Origin of the sequence: Oribacterium sp. P9, from assembly GCF_046365365.1 — a bacterium.
Classification (GTDB): domain Bacteria; phylum Bacillota; class Clostridia; order Lachnospirales; family Lachnospiraceae; genus Oribacterium.
The window spans coordinates 1-22,599 of record NZ_JBKEIS010000019.1 but is presented as its reverse complement, the minus strand read 5'-3'; the positions used below and the strand labels follow the sequence as shown (position 1 = coordinate 22,599).

Here is a 22,599-nt window from a genome sequence, read left to right as displayed (position 1 = left end):
TCCTGCGTTACATCGTCACATCACCTGAGATACCACTGCCGGAGAAATCGCTCTCTCCGGCAGTCTGTATCGTATACGTTTATGCATCCGAGCGCGCGAACGCGTTCTTCATATGCATGCTGGCCTCATACAGTACCTTGTCCAGCACGTCGTCCGTCTCTCTCCGAAGCATCTCGGCGATGGCCTCATTGGCCTCCTCGAGCGTTGTGTCCTTCGTGTCCATGAAGCGCTGGTCATACTGCCGGATCAGGCGGTGACCTGCGATGGCTACCTTATTCTGGTAGCGCTCGATGTGGGAGGAGGTGTAGCTGTAGGCAGCGTCCGACAGGGCCGCGATCATCCGGCTCGCCCAGTAGAAGCTGTCGGTGGACACCTGTGCGGTGGTGCTGTTCATATACGCCGGGGTTTTGTCAACATTGGCATAAAATGGTACAAACGCGTTAAATGCGTTGGAGCCGTAGCAGATCCACTCGAGCGCCTGAAGCTCGGCCGGTACGTATGGGCGGAGCTGGAGACAGGCCATGAAGCTCGTACGGTTGATGCCGATGGTCCGGTAGGTGCCGCAGAGTGACTTGTCCCCGTGCTTCCGATACGGATCATACGGGGTGCCCTGATAGTGGTTTGAAAGCGCCCACTTCACCTCTTCCACCGTGATCTTATGCTCCGGCACGAGGGACCATGGGAGGTCGTCGCTCACCGGGGTGAAGTCTGCGTCCGGGCCATCCCAGCGGTACGTGCGCGGGTTGAAGTAACGGAACAGCGCCCAGGCACGTGGGGTGTTGTAGGTGTGGTCAGAATCGTCGTGGCTGCCGAAGGCGAGTCGTGGATTGAAGGCGTCGCCCTGATTCAGATTCAGATGATTCTTCTCCACGAACGCACGGAGATCCGCGGAGCACATGAACTCCTTCTGCGCACCGAGGGCATCCTCGAAATCGAAGTGATCGATGCCGAGCTGGTTCGGCATGATGACATACTGGTCATCCGGTACGCGACGTGCCATCCAGTGGTGTCCGCCGATGGTCTCGAGCCACCAGATCTCATTCACATCCTGGAAGCCGATGCCGTTCATCTCATAGGTGCCGTACTGCGCGAGCAGGCTGCCGAGACGCTCGACGCCCTCGCGAGCAGAGTGGATATACGGAAGGACCAGGAGGACGATATCCTCCTCGCCGATCCCGCCGGCCTTCTCCGGTGTATGCTCATCGCCCGGCTCGAAGGTGACGAGCGGATCAGCACCGAGTACACGTGCATTCGAGGTGATGGTCTCAGTGGCGGTCATCGCGACGTTCTCACTGTTCACGCCGGCAGCCGCCCAGATGCCCTCCCCCTTCACGGCGTTCGGCATCGCGGTATAGCGGAGCGGATTCTCCGGCAGCGGAATCTCCACATGGCTCAGCACCGAGCGGTATACCCGCGGCTGCTGGGACGGCTCCATCACAACCCACTTCTTCGCTGTGAACTTTCCCGCACCGGAATCATCGTTCCGGGCGATCATCGTCGAGCCATCATAGCTCGCGTTTTTACCTACTAAAATCGTCGTACAAGCCATCGTACGTTCCTCCCTCACATATATTAAGATGCCTGTGTTGCACTGCATCAAAAAAAGTACTAACTATTTTAACATAGTTCGTACTTTCCTCAAATAGTCAGTTTTCAGCTTTCGGTATCAGACGGTGACGGCACCCGGGAAGTAGCCGGCGACGATGTCCTTTCGGAGGCCTTCTCCGATGACGATGATGACGTCCTCGGTCGGCACAGAAAGTGGGCGGAAATGCCGCTCGTCCTTCGTGACATTCAGCTCGAGGCCGCTGGAGAAGCCCTTGATGCGGAGGACGTGGCCGGCAGCGGGATCCGCGAGGAGCTTCAGCACACGCGCCTGCAGGTCCTCCGGCGTGGTTTCATAATGCATATAGAAGAGCGACTGGTACGCATCCTCTTCGGCGACGGCCTTCTTCAGGAAGCTGACATGCCGGTAACCGGCGGCCTCCAGCATCTGAAAATCGCTATCCTCGAGCTGATCCCATGGCTTCGCGAGCACATCGTCCGGATACGCGAAGCGGCGCGTACACTGCAGCTCTTCCATCGCCTGATTCAGGATCGCGAGTGTCTGTGCGACGGCATCGTTCTTCGCATCCGTCGGGGGCTGGTCAATGTCGACGACCGCAGCGGTCATCGCGCCCTGTCGGCGGTCATTTCTGCGACCAGTGTCGATACCCGCAGTGCGGTTCGCCTCTGGCCGCACTTTGTCGTGTTTCGGTGTCGACAATGTGACGGGCAGCTTACTGAGGATGATTTTTCCAGCACCTGCGGCCTCCGAGGCGAGCAGATAGCGGGACGCAGGTGAGAGGCCCGGATCGAGCCGGGCGTCGACGATGGTGAGCACCGAGCCCACCTCGTACCAGCGGTCGAGCGGCTCCTCATAGAGCGAGTCGAAGAACTCATCGATATCATAGATCCCGCTCGGTTCCACGAGGACGCGGGTATAGCCGAGCATCGCCATGCTGATAAGCTTCGTGCGGAAACGTCGCTGATGCGCTTCGGCCCCATCGCCGCCCACCACCATCTCGAGCTCGCAGTTTGGCCCGAGGAGGTCCTGCAGCAGGACGCGGTCGATATTGATTGCCCCGTAGTCATTCTCGAGGATGCAGACACGCTCGCCCTTCGCGACGAGCCAGCGCGCGTACTTTTCGATAAAGGTCGTTTTACCGGAACCTAAGAAACCGGTGATGAGATCGATCGTAATCATAGAAGCCCTCCTGATGAAATATCGGATTACTCGCCGCTCATCGCGTTTCGGATCGTTTTGATCGCGTGCTGCTCCCGCTGCCGGATCGCCTCCGGGCTCACATGGTAGAGCTCGGCGATCTCCCGCAGGGTGTGGCGCTTCCCGTTAAAGAGACCGTAGCGGAGCACGAGGGTGTTTCGGTCCTCCTCGCTGAGCTGATCCAGTGAATCATAAAGCTCCTGAATCTGCTGCTCATCGAGCACCTGGTCCTCGACATTGTCCGGCGATACGGCGATATCGCCGAGCTCCGTCGCTTCGCCATCATCGTTTCCGACCTTCGTGTTCAGTGAGGTCTGGCGCAGTACCTCCTGATCGAGCTGCAGACAGCGCTCCACCTCCTCGCGGCTCAGCCCGGAATCGCGCACGATGGCGTCGATCATGGCATCCCCCTCGAGGTGCTCGAGATCGTAGCGCTTCTTGATGGCCTGCACCTTCATGATCCGCTCGAACTGATGATTCGAGACCCGGATGTTGAAGCCGGTGTTGTAGATCTCCTTCAGGATGCTGTCGCGGATCCAGTAGGTCGCGTAGGTCGAGAACTTCGCGCCCTTCGCCGGGTCGTAGCTGCGTGCGGCCGTCATCAGGCCAATGCTTCCGGAATTTACGAGATCATCGAGCCCGAGGGTGTGGTTGAAGAGCTTTTCGTACTTCTGTGCGGCGTGAATCACGAGTCCGCGGTTGCGCTCGAAGAGTTCCGTCTCCTCTGCCTGGGCGGACTGACCTGCCGCGGCCTTCGCCTGAATCTCGGATACGAGGCGTAGATTCTGCTGCTCCTGTTCGTCCATGGGCGGAGAGCCTGCCGGCTGTTCGGTCATATCGTTTACCTGTACGTCAGAAACAGGCAGCGACTTCGGTGCTTCTGCTGTACCGGCGGCTGTATTCTTTTTATTTTCTTCAGATAATTCAGTCAATGGCGTCCTTTCTTTCTATGGCATGATGAAGATCTGCTCTTCTGCATTGCCCTGAGTGAAGGTTTCGAAGCCTTCGTTTGACATCGGCTGGAAATAGCTCGTGATCATACGGCAGATCCCGTTATGTGTCACGAGGAGGATGGTTTCGCCATCGTGCTCGCGACGCAGCTTCTCGAGATACGGGTAGATGCGGGCAGCGATGTCGAGGAAGGATTCCCCCTCCGGATAGCGAGCGAAGTAGCGATGCTTTTCGACCCGGTACGCCTCAGAATCCCGCAGCAGTCCCTCACAGGTACCGAAGTTCATCTCGATGAGCTCGGCAGCCTCCACCGGTGCCGGTGTACCCGTGCCCTTCTGTGCGGCGACGATCTGTGCCGCCGTCTCCTTCGCCCGGCTGAGCGGTGAGCAGTAGACATGATCGAAGTGCACGTCGGCAAGCTTCGTACCGAGTGCCTGTGCCTGCGCGATGCCGCGTTCGTTCAGCGGGATGTCGGTCCGGCCCAGTACCCTGTTTTCCTGATTCCACAGCGTTTCGCCATGGCGTACGAGATAGAGTTTCAGCATCCTGCCCTCCTCTTCTGCAGCACATCGTCAGATCGACCCGTGTCTGCGATCACATATCTTTTAGAATCAAAGATCGGAGCCGGCTTCGCTTCCGGGGCATGCTGCCCCTCGCCCGGCTCCGATTGTTCACTTATCTTAGGCCTTTGCGCCCGTGCCCTGTGCCGGTGTCTGTCCCGGGTTCGGGTTCTTCTGGTGCTCGATCACCATCGCCTGTCCCTGCGGGTTGATGATGAAGCCGTCATAATTTCCCATGAAGCGGGAAATCGTCTGGAAGTCTGCACGTGTCGGACGGAAGCCGCTGTTGGCAAACTTCTTCGAAAACTCGAAAATGTCGGTGTAGACCGGCATGAAATTCTTTCCATTCAGTGTCACCATCGGAAGCTGCACGCGATGGTTCTTCTTCGCAGCTTCTGCGGACTCCGTAGCGGCATCGGTCGTCTTCGCCATACCATCATGGGTCGGGGTCGCCGGCTGCTCTGCCGCAGCGCCATCTGCGTTCGGGTCGCCTGCATTGGCCGCATCCTCGTCGAGGTTACGGAAGGGCAGGAGGTAGGTGCCCTTCGGCACGAGCTTCATGACGGAGTTGAACTTCGCCTGCAGCAGCTCCTTCCGCTTCCCGTACTGTACCGGCCAGCGGAGCTCGCCGACGTAATCGGTGAGGGCGAAGGAAATCGCCGGGTTGTATGGCGGAATCTTCTCCGGATCCTCGTTGATGTAGAACGGCGCGGAGATCTCCGAACGGCGCAGGAAGCCCTTGTACCAGCCGTTGTCGATGACGATGTTCTCGGCTCCGAGGAAGAAAAGATAATCGAAAATCTTCATCTGGATCTTACCGTCGTGCTGCGCCGGCTCTGCGGTCATACCCGGCACCTCGATGATTTTCACGGAGCGGAGCTGCTCTGCATAGAGCTTCGCGGCGATCTCTGCATGCTCTTTGTCGAGGTACATGAGGACGAAGCTGCCGTCGAGCAGCGGATAGCCGGTGCGTGCGTCATAGAGCACATAGATCTTCTCCTGCGCGCGGACCATGTCGAGGAAGTGATTACGGATCACCTGACGATTCTGATCGTAGTTGTCAAGCGGATGCTGCTTGTGGGCGATGAGAAGGGCCGCCTCGAGGAAAAGCGTCTCCTGGAGATTCAGCTCCTTCAGCATATCCGGCTTCAGTGTCGGCTCATACACGAGCGCGCCCACCTCGTCCTTCCGCTCCGGCGTCAGCGGATCCGAAAGAATCGTCGGCTGCGGCTGCGCAGTGGTCGCTGCGGAAGCTGCGGTCGTTCCGGCATTTTCGGTGTTGGCAGCCTCGGCAGTATGCTCAGCATTTCCTGCATTTACGGTGCTCGCCGTTGCCGCCGCATTTTCACTGCCCGCGGCTGTGTTCGCACCTGATCCAGCTGAACTCGCCGCCGGCGTCTCGCCCGGCTTCTTCACGAACATGTTGATCGGCGTGATCACCGGCCAGTGCATCTCCGGATGCTCCTCCCGCTGACGCGCCACCGCCTCGTCATGCTGCTCCTGCTTCTGCTCCTCTATCTTCTGCTCGGCCTCGGCCTTCCGCTTACTTCCAAAAAAATCAAATAATGCCATGTCTCTTCTCCTAACCACGATGGTCCGAATGCATGATGTCATCGTTTACAGATATCATAAAATATCGCACAATTATAAATTATACCAAAAAAAGAACAGGCATGCACCTGTTTCATGGGGATACTTCAGTTTTAGTTCGACCACAGTGGATAACAGTTCAGGCAGGGGACCCGGTTTAGATTTCACCGGTCTCGGAGTACTGTGCCTCCGTTGCCGCCCCTCCGGGCCCCGCCTAAACTGTTACAGCAGCCCGAGCTGCTCCATCGCATAGAAGATCCCATCCTCCTCGACCCGCTTCGTGATGAACGGATGATAGGTCTCGAGCACCTGATCATGCTGTCCCATCGCGACCGGGTGGCCGACTGCCCGGAACATCTCCTCGTCGTTCGAGCTGTCGCCGAAGCCATACGCATCCGCCCGCGTCAGATGGAGATAATCGAGGATACGATCGACCGCCGCGCCCTTTCCGTGCCCGATCGGTACATTCTCATAGAAGCCATGTCCACGGTCGATGATGATAAACTCATCTCCGAACGCCTCCCGGAAGCCCTCCATATCCGAAGGGTGTCCGGATTCGGCACCGTCATCCGTCTCGATGCAGAACTTCGAGATCTCGTACGCGCCGTCGTACGGCGTCGGATCGATGCCGCCTTCCATTCCAATGAAGCCCGCGAGGTTCTCATAGAGCGCCTGATATCTCGGATGGTCCCGGAGCAGCTTCTCTGACGGCTGACAGTGCCAGCCATGCTGCCCCTCGAGGTGTACGAGGACACCATAGCGGTCGGATGCGTCCTTGATGCGCTGCTTCATCTCCACCGAAAGCTTCTTATAATAAATGGACGCTCCTTCATAGATCAGCTCCGTGCCACAGCCACAGAGGAAACCGTCGACCTCGACCATCTCCATGATACGCTTCAGCATTCCGACGGTACGTCCTGAATTGATAAATACTTTATTGCCTTTTTCACGTGTGCGACGGAGCGCTTCCAGTGTGCTCGCCGGGATCTCGTGCTTTACTTCATCGATCAGTGTGCCATCCACATCAAAAAACAGTGCTTTCATATATACCTATTATTTCCTTCCGTGAAGAATCGGACTGATATAAGGATATACAACAAATGTGATCACTACGTCAAGAAGTCCTTTCACGATCGTAAACGGAAGGTTGAAGCAGAGGAGGCACTGAAGGATGCTCTTCATCGATGGGATGAGTGCCTGGTAGGCTGCGAGGATGACCTCCTCCGGCATGAAGTTGTAGTAAACCGGATACACAACGAAGTAGTTGGACGGAACAGATACGAGGCCCATCACGACAGCACCGGCGAGGGAACCGAGGATGGCACCCTGCTTCGTCTTCTTATGCTGGTAGATGCCACCGGCCACCGCGGTCATCACGGCACCGAGGATGAAGTTGGAGATCTCACCGACACCGAAGCTCTGGGAAGCCATCGAGTGCAGGAGGTTCTTGATGAGCTCGATCAGGATACCAGCGACCGGACCATACGCGAAGGCACCGATCAGGGCCGGCAGATCCGAGAAGTCAAACTTGATAAAGGTCGGCATGAACATCGGGACCGGGATCTCGATGAGCTGAAGCACGAAGGCAATCGCGGACAGGATACCGACCGCGGCGATGTAACGGGTGTTTTTTACGTCTTTCATGATGTTTCTCCTCCACATTTCGTGTACTGTGTTTCTTCCGGCACGCCGGGACTGCGTCAGGCAGGCCAAAGTCCCATGCAGAAAGCCACGCGTGATTCTTCAAGTGAGTAAGGAGGCGACGTAAAATCGCTGTGCCCGCCGGGATCAGCCCGCTGCCAGCATAAAAAAGTCCCTGAGCATACACTCAGGGACAGAGATATCGTCATCACTACACTCTTCTTCCATCCAGACTATACTGTTGGTACCGGAGTTTCACCGATTCAGCCTGCCCGGGTGAGCAGGGTCGCGGACTTTACCGCCAGTGAGGAATCACACCTCGCCCTGAAGAACTATTTTTGATTACGTCTACATTCTAGCGAATCCCTCCGTGATGCGCAAGCCCTTTTTCTGGGGGCCAATGTCTACATCCTGCGCCGCCCGCCTGCTGCTGACACAGGCGCTTATTTAAAAAGCACAACTTTTTTTACTTACTAAAGCTAATTTCGTAAGTAAATAGATTTACGAAAAATTCACTCTATGCTATAGTAGTCCACGCCAATGATAAAAAAATATCAAAAGGAGCCGGATGCGCGCATCTATGCCGCTCCACTACGTATAGGCTCCGGTGTCAAGTGGAAGCATTGGCAGAAACAGAGAGAGGAAAAAGACATGAAAAAAATGAATCTGGTGCTTGGATTCGCAGCAGCTGCCAGCCTTCTGGTGACAGCGTGTGGTTCCAGCAAGACCGAGACGACGGCAGCTGCGACAGAGGCAACGACCACCGCTGCTGCGACAGAGGCAGCAGGCGAGATTCCTGCAGACGCTGTGACCGCGACCGGTACAGCGAAGGGAAACAACGGTGACGTAACGGTAGAGGTTACCATGACGAAGGATAAGCTCTACAAGATCGAGGTTACCGAGCAGCAGGAGACCGAGGGTATCGGTGATAAGGCCATCGCGGAGATCCCGGGCAAGATGATCGAGAACAACAGCGTAAAGGTAGACGCCGTTTCCGGTGCGACCAATACATCCAACGCCATCATCGAGGCTGTAAAGGCAGCGATCAAGAGCGCGGGCTTCGATCCGGCTGATTTCGAGAACGAGATCGCCACTGCTGCGAAGGCAGAGGATCAGACACTCGACGCAGATGTCGTTATCGTCGGTGCCGGCGGTGCCGGTATGACGGCAGCGATCGAGGCAGCAGACGCTGGTAAGACCGTTGTGCTCGTAGAGTCCCAGGCGATGGTCGGCGGTAACTCCGTACGTGCAACCGGTGGTCTCAATGCTGCAAAGACCAAGTGGCAGGATGAGAACGAGTTCGGTGAGGATGCCGGTGTAGAGGCGAAGCTTGCAACTGCGAAGGAGAAGTACGCAGATAACGCGGACATCACCGCACTTGCAGAGACCGTCGAGAAGCAGTACGCAGATTATCAGGCAAACCCGACCGGTTACTTCGATTCTGTAGAGCTCTTCGAGCTGGACACCATGATCGGTGGCAAGGGCCTGAACAACTTCGATCTCGTAAAGACCCTCTGCAGTGAGTCTGCAGATGCGATCGACTGGCTCGACACCATCGGCGCAGAGATGCACAACGTTGGTTCTTTCGGTGGTGCTTCCGTAAAGCGTATCCACCGTCCGGTAGATGAGAACGGCAAGACCCTCGCTGTCGGTGCTTACCTCATCCCGATCCTCGAGAAGAACATCGAAGATCGTGAGAACATCACTCTTCTTCTCGACACAACGGCTGACAAGATCCTCATGGATGGCGATCAGGCAGTTGGTATCCACGCAACCGGTAAGACCGGCAACAGCGTAACTGTAAATGCTGCTTCTGTTGTTCTTACATCTGGTGGTTTCGGTGCAAACCTTGCGATGGTTGAGCAGTACAAGCCGGAGCTCAAGGGCTTTATGACCACCAACGCACCTGGAATCCAGGGTCAGGGTATCGAGATGGCAACCGAGGTCGGTGCTGCTACCGTCGATATGGATCAGATCCAGATTCACCCGACCGTTCAGTATGACACCGCTGCACTCATCACCGAGGGTCTCCGTGGTGACGGTGCGATCCTCGTAAACGCCGAGGGTCAGCGTTTCATCGATGAGGTTGGTACACGTGATGTCGTATCTGCTGCAGAGATCGCACAGACCGACTCCTACTCATGGCTCGTTGTAGACCAGAAGATGGTAGACGCTTCTGCCGTTATCCAGGGCTACATCAAGAAGGGCTACACCGTTACCGGTGAGGATTACAAGGCACTCGCAGAGGCGATGGGCGTAGACGCTGCTGCTTTCGAGGAGACCATGACGAAGTGGAATGGCTATGTCGCTGACAAGAAGGATCCGGACTTCAACCGTACCTCCTTCGCAAACCCGCTTGATACTGCTCCATACTACGCAATCAAGGTTACCGCTGGTGTTCACCACACCATGGGTGGTGTAAAGATCAACACCTCCACCGAGGTTCTGAATGAGCAGGATGCTGTGATCCCAGGTCTCTATGCTGCCGGTGAGGTTACCGGAGGCGTACACGGTGCAAACCGTCTCGGCGGAAACGCAGTTGCAGACTTCACCGTATTCGGCCGTATCGCAGGTCAGAACGCTGCTGCCCATGCTGGCACCGCTGAGACTCCAGCCGAGACCAAGGCTGCTGCATAAGGCAGAAAACAGAACGCATAAGCCGCTCGGCTTTGCAGATATCGCTATAGGCGAAAAGAAAAAACTGTCGCGCGAGCAGATGGAAACATCTGCTTGCACGGCAGTTTTTCTTTTTAAAAAGGCACTCTCCACTCGGAGGGTGCCTTTTAAAATACAAAAAAGAAGCAACGCAAAACCCCAGTACCAAGTCATCTTCACTAGTACTGGGGCCTCACTGATCATTCGGGCTTCTGTATCCCATCGGGCTACCCTCCCTTTAATTTTTAATGCAGATCTCGAATCATTGAAGCATCGCCTATGACTTTCTACCATCTGCACTACACTGAGTTAAGAATCGAATTGATGAAGCATCGCCATCGCATCTCTTCTTTTGTTGTCTTTATTCTACGAAATAAAAAACACTTTGTCAATAATAATCTGAAAAGAAATTATTTTTATTCTGACTGCTAAGGAAACTGTTCAACGGGGTGAATTCTCAACCTGCTGATTTTTAAAGGATGTCCATAGCGGACGCCTCTTTTTGTTTGCCTGCCCACCCCAGGCATATATCTTTTATCTACTTACATATTGGCCCACCCCATGCAGGCAAACCAAAAAATCGGCGCCTGTGTTAATCCAAGCGGGTGATGCTGTATCAAAACCGCGAAAAACGGGTATGATGCTAACGGTAAGCGGGGCTCTGTGTTCAAATGGTCATGTTCCTATCCAATATGGTTTTATTTTGAAAATACTGGATATGTTTTTTGCCTGGAATAATCGAAGATGGCTGGAAAATATCCACTCTTAGGAGATTTTGAAAATACTGGATATAAAAGGCCTTATTTCATAAGATGAATCCGGGCTCGAGTATCCAGTATTTTAGAAATAAAGGTTTATTGGATATCGGCTTATGGAAATTCTTCTCTGAAGCCTGAAATACATATCCACTATTTAAAAAATTCAGGGATATTGGATAGGGCGCTTATATGCGTATGTATGATTTTACAGAAAACTATCCAATATGTGCCCGATTATGAAATCGTGGATATTTTAGCATCGTACGCAAAAATGATAAATGGTGTTAATATTATCCACTATTTCATAATCCACCAGTTATTGGATAGCATCATCGATTTTCATCTATTTCACCCGATCTGCCAGTGAAAATTTCCGGGCCGCGCGCAATAATCACCTGAAAATCGATCCGTATTCCCGCGCGGCAGCATCAGATGCAGAAAAACAAACGCACATCCAGCAATTCAAATGGACAAGCATCCTAAAGCAGGCATGATGATGACTTTTGAAGCTTATCATGCCTGCGCTTGTAAATACTTTTTGCAGCATCGGACATGTAGCAGTTTGAGGCCTCCTCATGAGCTGGGGCGGGACCGAAACGTATAAACATCCGTTGAACTCTATGGGGTGGGCGAATGAGGAGCAGCCTCAAACTTCCCAAGTGAGCCGAGGAGTGTTTGAACTGTTACCGGATATGAAATCCGCTCTCTTCTACGCATGGAATCTCGCTCATCTCGAGATCTGTTATGTCGATCCAGCGCTGCTGCCGGATGCGGGCCAGCAGTTCCTGAATCGCGCTTTCAGAGCCCTGCACTTCCATCTCTACGCGGCCGTCCCACATATTCTCTACCCAGCCGGTGAGTCCCAGTGACTGCGCGATGTAGTAGGAGCGAAAACGGAAACCGACGCCCTGGACATCTCCGGAAAAATAGATGTGTTTTCTCACGATGGATTCACTCATATACGACCTCTTATTCCTCGAATCGTCCCTTCATGCGCAGTTCCTTCTGCCACAGCGCGAGCTGTCCTCTCGCGAAGAGACTGTCGATCTCGAGATCTGCATCCAGCACGAGGAGATCTGCGTCTGCGCCTGCGGCGATGCAGCCCTTTCGGCCCTCCTGCGCGAGCAGGGTCGCCGGTGTAGTCGTCAGGAGCTTCAGCGCCTGCTCGAGCGGCATGCCCATGCGCACCAGTGCCCGGATGGTTTTATGCAGGTACTTCGGCGACGCATAGGTCAGTCCTACGCACTCGCCCGCGTCGTTAAAGCGCGGCTGGCTTCCGTAGGCGTCACTTGACAGGCTGACATGATCCGGATTCACACCCTCGCGATGCAGTAAATCAAAGAGCTTCATGGCATCCTCTTCCACTGCCACATCATCCGAGCCGGCAGTGCAGTCGATGTAGCCGCCCCGCTTCACGAGCTTCACGCCGGCGTCGATCAGCTCCGGTGAGCGCAGCATATGTGTCGGGAGCAGATTCTTCGCCGGTACATCCGAGTGATCCAGTACGTAGAAAATCGGATCCAGCGTCGCCTTTCCGCTGCCCATATGCATCGTGACGAGCCCCGGTGTGCCGCTTAACAGGCCGGCGCGACGTGCGGCCGTCGCGAGGGCGATCAGATCCTCTCCGCCAGGATTCGAGCTTCGGTGATCGGATACCGCGACCTTCACACCGATCATCGGAGGGATCAGTACGATGTCCCGCTCGACACTGCCGGTGAGTGTCGTCGGCGGGTAGCCATAGGACGAGGTCAATGTATACACCGTCATGCCTTCCTCGCTCAGTGCACGGGCCTTCGCCACCAGGTTCTCGAGGCTTCGCGTGATGCCGTCCGTGCCCAGCAGTCCGACGACGGTGGTGATGCCGTTCCGGAAAAAGGTGCTGAGGGAAGACTCCGGTACGCGGGATGCCGGTCCCTGCTCTCCGCCGCCACCGGTGATATGGACATGCAGATCGATGTAGGCTGGCACGAGGGTCTTCCCCTCGAGATCATAGACCTCGACATCCGGAAGGTCATCATAGCCTGTGATTTCTTCCGCGATCCGAAGGATCTTCTCTCCCTCGATCAGCACATCTCTTTTACCGAGAGGAGTTGGTGCGTAAACGCTGGCATTTTTTAATAATTTCATAGGGTCATCCTTTCTATGGCTACGTAAAACATGATTTTCGTGATGTATTCCGACTCGTCGCCGGCGGTGATGGAACCGGTATCGGCGACCGTGACTGCGTATTTCAGCTGTAAAAGAGTCATGACTTACCGCTTATTTCGTCCTGCCTTTCTTTAGGATGCCATCAAACTTCAGCATGAAGCAGCTGGTGGTGACGATGGCGGCGATGAGATCACTCACCGGCTCTGCGAGGAATACGGAGAAGACCTGATTCGACAGGAAATGCGGCAGGATCAGGATGAGCGGGATCAGCAGGACGATCTTTCGGAGGCAGGCGAGCAGCAGGCTGATCTTCGCCTGGCCGAGGGCCATGAAGCTCTGCTGGCATCCGATCTGCGCACCGAAGGCGAAGATACCGGCCATATAGATGCGGAGTGCCCAGGATGTATAGCTGCGAAGCTCCATATTGCTGGTGAAGATGCCGGCGAAGAACTGTGGCTTCAGCATGACGATCGCCCAAAACAGGGTTGCATACGTGAAGCATGCGGTGAACTGTGCGGTGAATGCTTTCTTCACGCGGTCTGCATTGCCCGCACCGAAGTTGTAGCTGATGATCGGCTGCCCGCCTTGGCAGATGCCCTGCATCGGCAGTGTCGCCAGCTGGCTGACGCTGGTGATGATCGTCATCGCGCCGACCGCAACATCCCCGCCGTAGCGCGCGAGGCTGGAGGTGAAGCTGATCGAGAGCAGGCTCTCGGTCGACAGCATCACGAATGTGGAGATGCCGAGACTCAGGCACGGCAGGATGATCTTCGGGTCGAGCTTCATATTCGCCCTGCGAAGGTGCAGAAGGGTCTGCTTTCCGGTCAGGAAGCGGAGGATCCAGACCGCGCCGACCGACTGACTGAGCACCGTGGCGAGCGCTGCGCCCTGCACACCCATCCCCAGTACGAAGATGAAAATCGGATCCAGGATGATGTTGATGACGGCGCCGATGACGGTCGTCAGCATACTGATTTTTGCGAAGCCCTGGGTCGTGATGAAGGGGTTCATGCCGAGCACGGTCATCACGAAGACGGTACCGAGGATGTAAATGCGCGCGTAAGCCAGTGCATATGGTAGCGTGACCGCACTGGCACCGAAGAGGCGAAGCAGGGTCGGCGCGAGCGCATAAAACACGATGGTCAGCACGAGGGCGAAGCGCATCAGGATGGCGAAGCAGTTGCCGACGATTTTCTCTGCCGTTTCATGGTCCTTCGCACCCATCGAAATCGCGGCGCGCGGTGCACCACCGGCACCCGCCAGCATGGCGAAGGCGTTGATCAGCATGAGGATCGGTGTGAAGAGGCCGACGCCGGTCAGTGCATGGGCACCGACGTCTGCCATGTGACCGATGTAGATACGGTCGACGATGTTATAGAGGAGGTTGACGATCTGGGCGACGACCGCCGGAATCGCGAGCTGGGCAAGCAGCTTCGGGATGCTGCCGCTGCCCATGTCCTGTGTTTTGGTCTGCATCATATAAATCTGAAATCCTTTCTGGCGCGTAAGATGCTCGGGAAGCGCAGTTGTGGCTATGCAGCGCTTCCGCGTTGTAAAGATATCTCCATTTTTATTATCTCCATTTTTATTATACGTGAGCATATCTCTCCTATTATAGCCAAAGATGAAAAATATACCACGTTGTTTTTGCGTAAAACTGCATTCGATATAGCTTGCGATTCGTGATTCGCATGTCAATATTCTATAAAACGTGAACCGAAAATCTCAAAAACATGCACGAATATGCTATAATCTACACAATTGTATCCTTGGGCGAAGGATGGAGTATCAATTTTTGAAAGGACATAGAATATGAGTAGATTGACCATTTTTACGAAGAATGAAGCCGAGAAAACGGTGGAGTCTCTCTACAAGGATCTCGAGCGTCGCGTTCAGGCGGCCCAGCCGGGACTCTGCCCTGTAGATCTCGCGTCTTCATTTCTGCACCTCTGCCATGCCCAGTCCTGCGGTAAGTGTACACCATGCCGTGTCGGCCTCGGCCAGCTGGAAGCACTGATCGGACAGGTGCTGGATGGTACGGCGGACATGTTTACACTGAAGGTGCTGGAGGACACGGCAGAGAGTATCTATATGTCGGCGGACTGCGCGATCGGTTCCGAGGCGGCACGTATGGTGCTCGAGGGACTGCGCGGCTTCCGCGATGACTATGTGGAGCATATCAAGCATGGCCGCTGCAAGAGCATGCACAGCCAGCCGGTGCCATGTGTATGGCAGTGCCCGGCACATGTGGACATCCCAGGCTACATTGCCCTCATCCATGAGAAGCGTTATGAGGATGCGGTGCAGCTGATCCGTAAGGATAACCCGATGCCGGCGACCTGCGGCCTCATCTGTGAGCATCCGTGTGAGGTTCGCTGCCGTCGTACGCTCGTAGACGATCCGATCAACATCCGTGGACTGAAGCGCTTCGCGGTCGAGCATGAGGATACCATCCCTGCGCCGAAGCGAATGCCGGCGACCGGCAAGCGGGTGGCTGTCATTGGCGGTGGTCCGAGCGGTCTCAGCTGTGCCTACTATCTCAGCATCATGGGCCATGAGGTTACCGTGTTTGAGCAGCGGAAGCAGCTCGGCGGTATGCTGCGCTATGGTATTCCGGCCTATCGTTTCCCGCGTGAGATCCTGGATCGCGAGATCGAGGGTCTGAAGCTCGCAGGGTTCGAAACGAAGACGGATATCTCGATCGGCCGCGACATTTCCGTGGCAGAGCTTCGCAGTCAGTATGACGCGATGTATGTAGCCATCGGTGCACATACCGACCGGAAGATCGGTATCGAGGGCGAGGATGCCGAGGGCGTCATCTCCGCGGTGGAGATGCTCCGTGCGATCGGTGATGACCACTACCCTGATTTCACCGGCATGGATATCGTCGTCGTCGGTGGTGGTAATGTCGCGATGGACGTCGCACGTTCTGCGATCCGCTGCCATGCAAAGTCGGTCAAGGTCGCGTACCGTCGTCGGAAGCAGGATATGACAGCCCTCGCAGAGGAGGTCGAGGGTGCGATCGCTGACGGCGTGGAGATCGTCGAGCTGAACGCACCGGTGCGCATCGAGAAGGATGCTGAGAATCGCTGCACCGGCCTCATCGTGAAGCCGCAGATCCCGGGTGCGGTCAAGGGTGGCCGTCCATCTCCGAAGAACAGCACGAAGGACGAGGTGCTGCTTCCGGCCGATCGTGTACTCGTGGCCATCGGTCAGGGTATCGAGTCCGGCAAGTTCGGCGAGTTCGGTATCCCGGTTCAGCAGGGCCGTATCTCCGCCTTCGATACCTCAGATATCGCGGACAATGAAGGCATCTTCGCAGGTGGTGACTGCGTGACTGGTCCGGCGACCGTCATCCGTGCGATCGCAGCCGGAAAGGTAGCGGCCGCCAATATCGACGAATACCTCGGATTCAACCATGAGATCACGACGGATGTCGTTCTGCCGCCGATTCGTTTCGACGATCATAAGGCACTCGGCCGTGTGAATATGGTAGAGCGTCCGGCGGATGAGCGCAGATGTGATTTTAAGCTGATGGAGTGTCCGATGACGGAGGAGGAAGCACTGCAGGAGTCCTCGAGATGTCTGCACTGTGATCACTTCGGCTATGGCATCTTAAAGGGAGGCAGAGATACGAAATGGTAAATTGTACGATTGATGGCAGAGCTGTCCAGGTCCCGGAGCGGACCACCATACTGAATGCTGCCGCCGCTGCGGGCATTCACATCCCGACACTGTGCTACTTAAAGGATATCAACGAAATTGCGGCATGCAGAGTCTGCGTCGTCGAGGTCGAGGGCTATGAGCGTCTGATGACCGCCTGCAACAACACCGTGACCGAGGGCATGGTCGTCTATACGAACTCCCGGAAGGCACGTCTCGCGCGACGCGCGAATGTGGAGCTGATCCTCAGCCAGCATGACACGAACTGTGCGATCTGTGTGCGCTCCGGAAACTGTGAGCTGCAGAAGGTGGCGAATGATCTAAATATCCTGAGCATCCCGTTTGAGAAGCAGCTGCCGAAGAAACATCGCAGCTCGCTGAACTTCCCGCTGATCCGGAATTACGACAAGTGCATCAAGTGCATGCGCTGCGTACAGATCTGTGATAAGGTGCAGGACAGCCATATCTGGGATGTCATCAATACCGGTTCCCAGAGTACCGTCGATGTGAAGGATGCCTATGATCTCGAGACCAGTAAGTGCGCGCTCTGCGGCCAGTGCATCACCCACTGCCCTACTGCGGCACTGCGTGAGCGGGATGACACCCACGACATCCTCGACGCGCTCGAGAATCCGGATAAGATCGTGGTCGCACAGATCGCACCGTCGATTCGTACGGCCTGGGGCGAGGGCTTCGGTCTCACCCCGGAGCAGGCGACCGTGAAGCGTCTCGCCGCTGCGCTGAAGATCACCGGCTTCGACTATGTATTTGACACCAACTGGTCCGCCGACCTCACCATCATGGAGGAGGCGACGGAGTTCCTCGAGAAGCTGACGCATAAGGAAGAAAACAGGTTCCCGATGTTCACGAGCTGCTGCCCTGGCTGGATCCGCTTCTGCAAGGCACACTACCCGGATTTCGTGGACCAGCTCTCCACCTCGAAGTCACCGCAGCAGATGTTCGGTGCGATCATCAAGAGCTACTTCGCGGAGAAGCTCGGCGTAGATCCGTCCCGGATCTACTGTGTATCCATCATGCCATGTCTTGCGAAGAAGGCCGAGTGTGGTTATGAGACGATGCGGAACGACCAGGGGGATCCGGATGTCGATGTCGTACTGACGACTCGTGAGGTGAACCGTCTCCTCCGTATGGAGAACATCGCGCCGGGTGAGATCGACGAGATCGAGCTGGATAATCCGTTCTCTGCGGGTTCCGGTGCCGCGAATATCTTCGGCTCCACCGGTGGTGTCATGGAGGCTGCGCTTCGTACCGCTTATCACAGTGTGACCGGCGAGAATCCGGATCCGGATGCGTTCCATGATGTCCGTGGTCAGGAAGGCTGGAAGGAAGCGACCTTCGACATCAAGGGTATCCCGGTACGTGTCGCGGTCGTAAACGGCCTCGGCAATGCGGCGAAGCTCCTCAATGCACTTCGGAAGAAGACCGTCGAGTATGATTTCGTCGAAGTCATGGCCTGCCCTGGCGGCTGCGTCGGTGGCGGCGGACAGCCGATCCACGACAGCGTCGAGATGGCGCCGGAGCGTGCGAAGACGCTGTATGCACAGGATGCAGCCGGTGCTCTTCGCTTCAGCCACGAGAATCCAGATGTGATCCGCTGCTATGAGGAGTATCTCGAGAAGCCGCTCAGTGAGCGTGCTGAGCACCTGCTCCACACCGATCACCACGGCTGGAAGATGCCTGGCGAAAGATAAATACGTTTTTTATGAAGAGAAGCCGGCGCGAACGCGCCGGCTTTCATTATGCTCGTATAACTGCGTTGCTTTCGTCATGCCCAGTTCTGCCAGACGTCCGGCTGGTATCCCACGGTAAGAGGGGCCGAGGATCATAATGCTGCATCAAAACAGCCTAAAATGGAAATGATGCTAACGGTAAAAGCGTATCTCATATGCTTCTTCGATACGCTGAAGAGACTTGCAAGACTACTCCTGTGGGAGTATGCTCATTTCAGGACGTTATGGAGAAAATCAATTCGGAGGAGTGATGATGACGGACTATATCCTGGAAGTATGTGTCGACAGTGTAGAATCTGCGCTGTCTGCGAAGGCCGGCGGTGCGACGCGGCTCGAGTTGTGCGCAAGCCTCATCATCGGTGGCACCACGCCGGGCTACACTCTGTTTCGTCAGGTGCAGCAGGAAACCGGGCTTCCGATCCGGGTCCTGATTCGTCCGCGATTCGGTGACTTCCTGTACACGGCATATGAATATCAGCAGATGTGCGCGGATATCCGCTTTTTTGCCAATGCTGGCGCCGATGGTGTCGTCATCGGAAGCCTGCAGGCGGATGGCGGCCTGAACGAAGCGCAGATGCGCGGCATGATCGATGCGACGGACGGTCGCTGTGGCATCACCCTGCACCGGGCCTTCGATGTATGCGCGGATCCGATCGCCTGCTACGAAAAAGCAGCCGACCTCGGTATCGATACGATCCTCAGCTCCGGGCAGGAAGGCGACGCACAGACGGGAATCGCGCTGCTGCGGAAGCTCGTACTGATGTCGGAAGAGAATCCGACGATCCTGGTTGGTGGCGGCGTAAAGGCCGACAACATTGCCGAAATCGCGGGTATGACCGGTGCCCACGCTTTTCATATGTCGGGCAAGAAAATCCTTTCGAGTGGCATGCGCTACCGGAATGAACATGTCCATATGGGCCTCGAGGGTATCAGTGAATTCGAGCTCTACCGGACAGACGAAGCGGAAATCCGGCGCGCAGTGGAGATACTCAGATGTCTATAAATAACTCTACGGTGTCGACCAGGAAAGCGGATTAAAACACAAGTAGAAAAACGAATGCATAGAAGAAAGGGAATTCGATGAATATTCAGATTTTCGGCACGAAAAAAAGTGCCGACACGAGAAAAGCCGAGCGCTATTTTAAAGAGCGCGGGATCAAATTCCAGTCCGTCGATATGAAAGAGAAGGGCCTCAGTAAAGGCGAACTGAATTCGGTCCTTCAGGCGGTCGGTGGCTTAGAAGAGCTTCTCGATGAGAAGACGAAGGACCAGAAAGCGTATCTGCTGATCAAATATCTCGCACCGGAAGATAAGTTCGAAAAGATACTCGAAAATCCGATGGTGCTGAAGCAGCCGATCGTGCGGAATGGCCGCCAGGCTACCGTGGGGTATCAACCAGATATATGGAAGAACTGGGAATAAGGCCAAAGAGAAGCCGCGGAAGTAGGATTCTCTTTGCAGAACGGACCATATTTCGCTATAATGTATACAAATCTTAAGGAGGACTACTATTATGACAACTGTACACACTACCGATGCTCCGGCTGCGATCGGACCATATTCCCAGGCGAAAATCGTAGGTAACTTCGTATTTGCTTCCGGTCAGATTCCGGTGAATCCGGCGACCGGCGCTGTAGAGAGCGAGGATATCGAGGGACAGGCTGCACAGAGCTGCAAGAATGTAGCTGCCATCATGGAAGCTGCAGGCACCAGCATCGAGAAGGTCTTCAAGACCACCTGCTTCCTCGCAGACATGAACGACTTCGCGGCCTTCAATGCGGTTTACGAGCGGTACTTCAGCTCGAAGCCGGCACGCAGCTGTGTCGCCGTCAAGACCCTGCCGAAGGGCGTGCTTTGTGAGATTGAGGCGATCGCAGAGCTGTAATGAAAAAACCGGCTGGATACACCGTGTATCCAGTCGTTTTTTATTAAACAAAAACCGGGCGGGCACCTTACGTGTCCACCCGGCTTAAGTGATTGTGTATATATGAACTGCGATTTCTGCCTCGCAGGGTCTGGGCATTCTATAGATGTTCGTGCAGCCACCCACTGAAGCACCATGCATTCATCGGGCAACTGCTTTTCGGGTATCATCCCTCGATCTCGATATAGCTCTCTTCCGGCAGTGCCTTCTTCGCTTCTGCCTTCGGAAGACTGATCTTCAGCACACCATTTGCAAAGGATGCCTTCACATCGTCCTCCGTAAGTCCATCACCTACATAGAAGGACCGCTGCATCGCACCCTCGTAACGCTCCTGGCGAATCAGTCTGCCGTGCTTCTTCTCGTCCTTGTCGAGACCCTTCTCCGCGGAGATGGTCAGATAGCCATCGGACAGTTGAAGCTTTACTTCATCCTTCTTGAAGCCCGGAAGATCGACCTCCAGCTCATAGCTGTTATCGGTTTCCTTCACATCGGTCTTCATCAGGTTCCGTGCACGCTTACCAAACAGTGGATTGTGCTTACCGAAGAAGTTCTTATTCCAGTCATTACCCCACTCGTTCATCATCTCATTCATCACATCATCACCATCACTAAATACACTAGGCATAAACATATTCATATTCTCCTGTTTATTTACTTCTGGTTCTCCCTGTCCGCTCATCGGACGGATGCGAACCGCTCTGTTTTCCAGCTCTCAGAGAGAACTGTAGAGCAGCTCTGGATGTAGTTCAGAACTTACGGATGGAGGCCAATGTCTCCATCGGGGCACTGCCCGCGAAGGACCACACGACCATCCACCTGCGCCATCGGGGCACTGCCCGCGAGGGAATCAGCCCTCGATAGCGATGTACTTCTCTTCCGGCACTTCCTTCTTCGGCTCCACCTTCGGAACGGTCAGTGCCAGAACACCATTTTCAAACTTCGCAGCGATGTCGCTCTGCTTTACATTCTCACCGACGTAGAAGCTTCTCTGCATCGAGCCGGTGTAACGCTCCTGTCGAACGACCTTGCCGCTCTTATCCTTCTCATCCTTGTTCTCATTATGCGAAGCAGAGATGTTCAGATAACCATCCTTCAGCTGAAGCTTCAGATCTTCTTTCTTGAAGCCCGGAAGATCGATCTTCATCTCGTAGTTGTTCTCATGCTCCTCGATATCCGTCTTCATGAGATTCGCTGTCGACTTGCTGTAGGCAGGCTCATAACCAAGCCAGCTTGTATCATTAAAGAAATCATCCATTAAGTTCTCACCGAAAATACTAGGCATATACATCATAATCACTTACCTCCTGTATAACCGGGCTCCGGGATTCTGTCCCATCGCCGAATGTTTTATGTTTCAGAGTTTCGAAACCACCGGCTCGGAATGCGCTTCCTTTCGGATTGCTTTTCCTTTGCTTTCTGTTCCTTTTCTCCTTACAACTAACATAATACTCGTTTTGTTAGCACTTTCAAGATGTGAGTGCTAATTATTTTGTGAACTTTTTGTGTCGATCTGGAACTCATCATTTTACCATTCGTATCCGGCACTGTTTTACTCTATCCGGCACTTTAACGGCGGCTTTCCGGTCATCCTTATTTGTGTTTACTGATTCCGGGGGAATACCTCATCCTGTAATCTTTCTCCGAAGGTCATTCAGATCTGCCTCGTCCGGATGTGAAAGTGCTCGATCGAAGTTCTCGATCAGCGCATCCAGATTCGGCTTTGCATCCGGCATTTCCTTCATCTTCACATAGCGGTCCCGTACAGACTGCGGCATTTTACCCTGGCACATGTACTCTCCGGCGACGGTGTTACTTCTATCGATGGCGGCATGTACATTGGTAAGAATCTTCTGATAGTACGCTTCGCTCCCACCGAAGCCCGCAGTCCCAAACAGAAAAATTTTTTTATTTCGAAGCTTTCTGAGAAGCTCTAAGCACGCCTTATCCGCCGTTCCCTTATCCGTCAAAAGCCCACATAGACCAATTCTGCGTTCGTTTCTGCAGATTTCGCTTCGCCGAAATAATCACATAACGCTGTCGGCAGTGTCTCATGGATCGTATCCGCAAGTTTTCTTGTATTACCTGTTAAACTACTAAAAATAATAGCATATCTTTCTTCACTCATCGTCCTCTTGTATGATGATTCCAGAAGCTAAATCAACATTTTCCTTTCTTTTTGATTCTGTGGTTCAAT

19 protein-coding genes, 1 pseudogene and 1 riboswitch are annotated in these 22,599 nt (G+C 54.7%); of the genes and pseudogenes, 6 read left to right on the top strand and 14 right to left on the bottom strand.

From position 1 onward, the window contains the following. Positions 1-79 precede the first annotated feature (79 nt). The 7 genes from ACK8P7_RS09650 to ACK8P7_RS09620 form a co-directional block, all read right to left on the bottom strand. On the bottom strand, positions 80-1,549 hold the full coding sequence (locus ACK8P7_RS09650) for a C69 family dipeptidase (protein ID WP_410043999.1): 1,470 nt from the start codon (positions 1,547-1,549) through the stop codon (positions 80-82). 117 nt (positions 1,550-1,666) lie between these two features. Continuing rightward, the gene (locus tag ACK8P7_RS09645; protein ID WP_410043998.1) at positions 1,667-2,746 is read right to left on the bottom strand and encodes a GTP-binding protein; all 1,080 of its coding nucleotides are present in this window, start codon (positions 2,744-2,746) and stop codon (positions 1,667-1,669) included. 26 nt (positions 2,747-2,772) lie between these two features. After that, positions 2,773-3,696: a sigma-70 family RNA polymerase sigma factor gene (locus ACK8P7_RS09640; RefSeq protein ID WP_410043997.1), complete on the bottom strand. Its 924-nt coding sequence runs from the start codon at positions 3,694-3,696 to the stop codon at positions 2,773-2,775. A 15-nt stretch (positions 3,697-3,711) separates the two neighbouring features. Continuing rightward, positions 3,712-4,260 (bottom strand): histidine phosphatase family protein, encoded by a 549-nt coding sequence (locus ACK8P7_RS09635; protein ID WP_410043996.1) that lies wholly within the window; start codon positions 4,258-4,260, stop codon positions 3,712-3,714. Positions 4,261-4,395: 135 nt separating this feature from the next. After that, positions 4,396-5,847: an SseB family protein gene (locus ACK8P7_RS09630; RefSeq protein ID WP_410043995.1), complete on the bottom strand. Its 1,452-nt coding sequence runs from the start codon at positions 5,845-5,847 to the stop codon at positions 4,396-4,398. 240 nt (positions 5,848-6,087) lie between these two features. Beyond that, positions 6,088-6,909: an HAD-IIB family hydrolase gene (locus ACK8P7_RS09625; RefSeq protein WP_410043994.1), complete on the bottom strand. Its 822-nt coding sequence runs from the start codon at positions 6,907-6,909 to the stop codon at positions 6,088-6,090. Positions 6,910-6,918: 9 nt separating this feature from the next. Next, positions 6,919-7,509 (bottom strand): ECF transporter S component, encoded by a 591-nt coding sequence (locus tag ACK8P7_RS09620; RefSeq protein ID WP_410043993.1) that lies wholly within the window; start codon positions 7,507-7,509, stop codon positions 6,919-6,921. Between the two features lie 209 nt (positions 7,510-7,718). Continuing rightward, positions 7,719-7,842: riboswitch (FMN riboswitch) on the bottom strand. 315 nt (positions 7,843-8,157) lie between these two features. On the opposite strand from ACK8P7_RS09620, the gene ACK8P7_RS09615 reads away from it, so the two are divergent. Further along, complete coding sequence (locus ACK8P7_RS09615; RefSeq protein ID WP_410043992.1) at positions 8,158-10,143, top strand: flavocytochrome c; 1,986 nt, start codon at positions 8,158-8,160, stop codon at positions 10,141-10,143. Between the two features lie 1,459 nt (positions 10,144-11,602). Here the strand turns inward: ACK8P7_RS09615 and ACK8P7_RS09610 are convergent. The 4 genes from ACK8P7_RS09610 to ACK8P7_RS09595 are packed head-to-tail and all read right to left on the bottom strand — an operon-like array spanning position 11,603 to position 14,546. Next, positions 11,603-11,878: an acylphosphatase gene (locus tag ACK8P7_RS09610; RefSeq protein ID WP_410043991.1), complete on the bottom strand. Its 276-nt coding sequence runs from the start codon at positions 11,876-11,878 to the stop codon at positions 11,603-11,605. Between the two features lie 10 nt (positions 11,879-11,888). After that, positions 11,889-13,046, bottom strand: coding sequence for a beta-aspartyl-peptidase (gene iadA, locus ACK8P7_RS09605; RefSeq protein WP_410043990.1), 1,158 nt, complete (start codon positions 13,044-13,046; stop codon positions 11,889-11,891). After that, positions 13,043-13,168 (bottom strand): hypothetical protein, encoded by a 126-nt coding sequence (locus ACK8P7_RS09600; RefSeq protein WP_410043989.1) that lies wholly within the window; start codon positions 13,166-13,168, stop codon positions 13,043-13,045. The genes iadA and ACK8P7_RS09600 overlap by 4 nt, the downstream gene beginning before the upstream one ends. Before the next feature lie 10 nt (positions 13,169-13,178). Further along, positions 13,179-14,546 (bottom strand): MATE family efflux transporter, encoded by a 1,368-nt coding sequence (locus tag ACK8P7_RS09595; RefSeq protein ID WP_410043988.1) that lies wholly within the window; start codon positions 14,544-14,546, stop codon positions 13,179-13,181. Between the two features lie 333 nt (positions 14,547-14,879). Between ACK8P7_RS09595 and ACK8P7_RS09590 the strand changes: the two genes are divergently transcribed. The 5 genes from ACK8P7_RS09590 to ACK8P7_RS09570 all read left to right on the top strand — a co-directional run bounded on the left by ACK8P7_RS09590 (position 14,880) and on the right by ACK8P7_RS09570 (position 20,366). Continuing rightward, positions 14,880-16,712, top strand: a complete 1,833-nt coding sequence (locus ACK8P7_RS09590) for an NAD(P)-binding protein (protein WP_410043987.1) — start codon at positions 14,880-14,882, stop codon at positions 16,710-16,712. Continuing rightward, the gene (locus ACK8P7_RS09585) at positions 16,706-18,442 is read left to right on the top strand and encodes a [FeFe] hydrogenase, group A (RefSeq protein WP_410043986.1); all 1,737 of its coding nucleotides are present in this window, start codon (positions 16,706-16,708) and stop codon (positions 18,440-18,442) included. The genes ACK8P7_RS09590 and ACK8P7_RS09585 overlap by 7 nt, the downstream gene beginning before the upstream one ends. A gap of 289 nt (positions 18,443-18,731) precedes the next feature. Further along, on the top strand, positions 18,732-19,484 hold the full coding sequence (locus ACK8P7_RS09580; RefSeq protein WP_410043985.1) for a copper homeostasis protein CutC: 753 nt from the start codon (positions 18,732-18,734) through the stop codon (positions 19,482-19,484). Positions 19,485-19,561: 77 nt separating this feature from the next. Further along, on the top strand, positions 19,562-19,903 hold the full coding sequence (locus ACK8P7_RS09575; RefSeq protein WP_410043984.1) for an arsenate reductase family protein: 342 nt from the start codon (positions 19,562-19,564) through the stop codon (positions 19,901-19,903). Between the two features lie 91 nt (positions 19,904-19,994). Continuing rightward, complete coding sequence (locus ACK8P7_RS09570) at positions 19,995-20,366, top strand: RidA family protein (protein WP_410043983.1); 372 nt, start codon at positions 19,995-19,997, stop codon at positions 20,364-20,366. A gap of 205 nt (positions 20,367-20,571) precedes the next feature. Here the strand turns inward: ACK8P7_RS09570 and ACK8P7_RS09565 are convergent, their stop codons facing one another. From ACK8P7_RS09565 to bilS, 3 genes and pseudogenes are all read right to left on the bottom strand, one after another. After that, positions 20,572-20,988: an Hsp20/alpha crystallin family protein gene (locus tag ACK8P7_RS09565; RefSeq protein WP_410044015.1), complete on the bottom strand. Its 417-nt coding sequence runs from the start codon at positions 20,986-20,988 to the stop codon at positions 20,572-20,574. A gap of 264 nt (positions 20,989-21,252) precedes the next feature. After that, the gene (locus tag ACK8P7_RS09560; protein ID WP_410044014.1) at positions 21,253-21,693 is read right to left on the bottom strand and encodes an Hsp20/alpha crystallin family protein; all 441 of its coding nucleotides are present in this window, start codon (positions 21,691-21,693) and stop codon (positions 21,253-21,255) included. 334 nt (positions 21,694-22,027) lie between these two features. Further along, positions 22,028-22,530 (bottom strand): annotated as a pseudogene (gene bilS, locus ACK8P7_RS09555) (flavodoxin family protein BilS). Positions 22,531-22,599: the final 69 nt, after the last annotated feature.